Consider the following 1272-nt stretch of genomic DNA (forward strand, 5'->3'; position numbering starts at 1 on the left):
CTCGCTCCCGCAACTCGTCGGGGTACTTCCGTGGTGCCGCCATGGCAGTGAATCCTCCGGGTGTTCGATGTCTCCATCAAACCCGGGGCGGGACAAGTCGATGTAGCTGTGAAGTGGACCAGGCTTGAGCAGGCTATGTGCGTGTGGACAAAGTCGGCCAGGTGATCCCGGTGGATCGTTCGGTCCAGGCCCACAATCGAGCGGCCATTGCGGTGTCTTGCATCAGTGGGGTGGGCTTTTCCAGCACCGGCCGTCCCTTGGTTCGCGCAAAGCTCGGTCCCCATAGTTGCCCGCCTTCGGCGGTGGGGTCCAGCAACGCCCGCACCGCGGGCCACGCGGCCGAGTCTTTGCCCTGCACCAGAGGTGACAGCGGCAACGCCTTGAGCAAGTCTGCTGTTCGTCGGGTGTGCACCGGCGGACGAGACGGAGTCAGACCGTCGAGCGCGCCGCCAGGATGAGCCACGAGGCTGGCTATCGGACTGTCCACTTTCCTCAGTCGTCGATCGAGTTCGAATGCGAACATCGTCTGGGCGAGCTTGGACATCTTGTAGACCTCGAAGCCCTGGTACCGCCGATTGTGCCTGGATTCCATGTCGTCCAAGCGCAGACGTGCCGAGCGGGCAGCCATGCTGCCCATGGTGACCAGCCTGGCTCCGGGTGCGAGCAGACGATGCAGGTGGGCGCTGAGCACGAAGTGCCCGAGGTGGTTGGTGCCCACCACCAGTTCGTGCCCGTCCACGGTTTCGCTGCGCTTGTCTTGCTTGAGAACGCCGGCGTTGAACACCGCGCCGTGCACAGTGCTGTCGGACAACGTCTCCGCTGCTGCCTCGATCGAGGCGTAGTGGGCCAGATCCATCGTGATCGTGCGCAACCGTGCGTCGGGGAGCTGGCTACGAATGCCCTGCACGGCGAGATCCAGTTTCGCGCGGCTGCGAGCCGCGAGTACGACCTCGGCGCCGGTGGCAGCCAACTGCTCGGCGACGAAGTAGCCGATCCCCGAGCTCGCTCCCGTTACCAGGAAGGTCCTCCCGATCTGCGTAGGCAGATGGTGGACATCCCAGCTAGATGCCGGCGTCATGGTCTTCTCCTCAAGTGTTCTCGTGCGGGCGCGGCGCCTGGACCACTCAAGATCGGGACCTCTCAGGTCGGCACGGCGAGCCGGATCAGTGCGTGGTGGGGGGGGGGGGGGGGGGCGGCCCCGCGGCGGGCCCCCCCCCCCGGGGCGGCGGGGCGGGCCTTCGGGGTTCACATATATATAGAGGTGGTGGTCGG

At 65.8% G+C, this 1272-nt stretch carries 1 protein-coding gene; it reads right to left on the minus strand.

Annotated elements, in window-relative coordinates:
* Positions 1-133: 133 nt before the first annotated feature.
* Positions 134-1078: an SDR family NAD(P)-dependent oxidoreductase gene (locus tag AB0M73_RS36880; RefSeq protein ID WP_363901125.1), complete on the minus strand. Its 945-nt coding sequence runs from the start codon at positions 1076-1078 to the stop codon at positions 134-136.
* Between the last annotated feature and the right edge of the window lie 194 nt (positions 1079-1272).

Origin of the sequence: Kutzneria sp. NPDC051319 (genome assembly GCF_040682195.1) — a bacterium.
In the GTDB taxonomy this organism is placed as follows: Bacteria; Actinomycetota; Actinomycetes; order Mycobacteriales; family Pseudonocardiaceae; genus Kutzneria.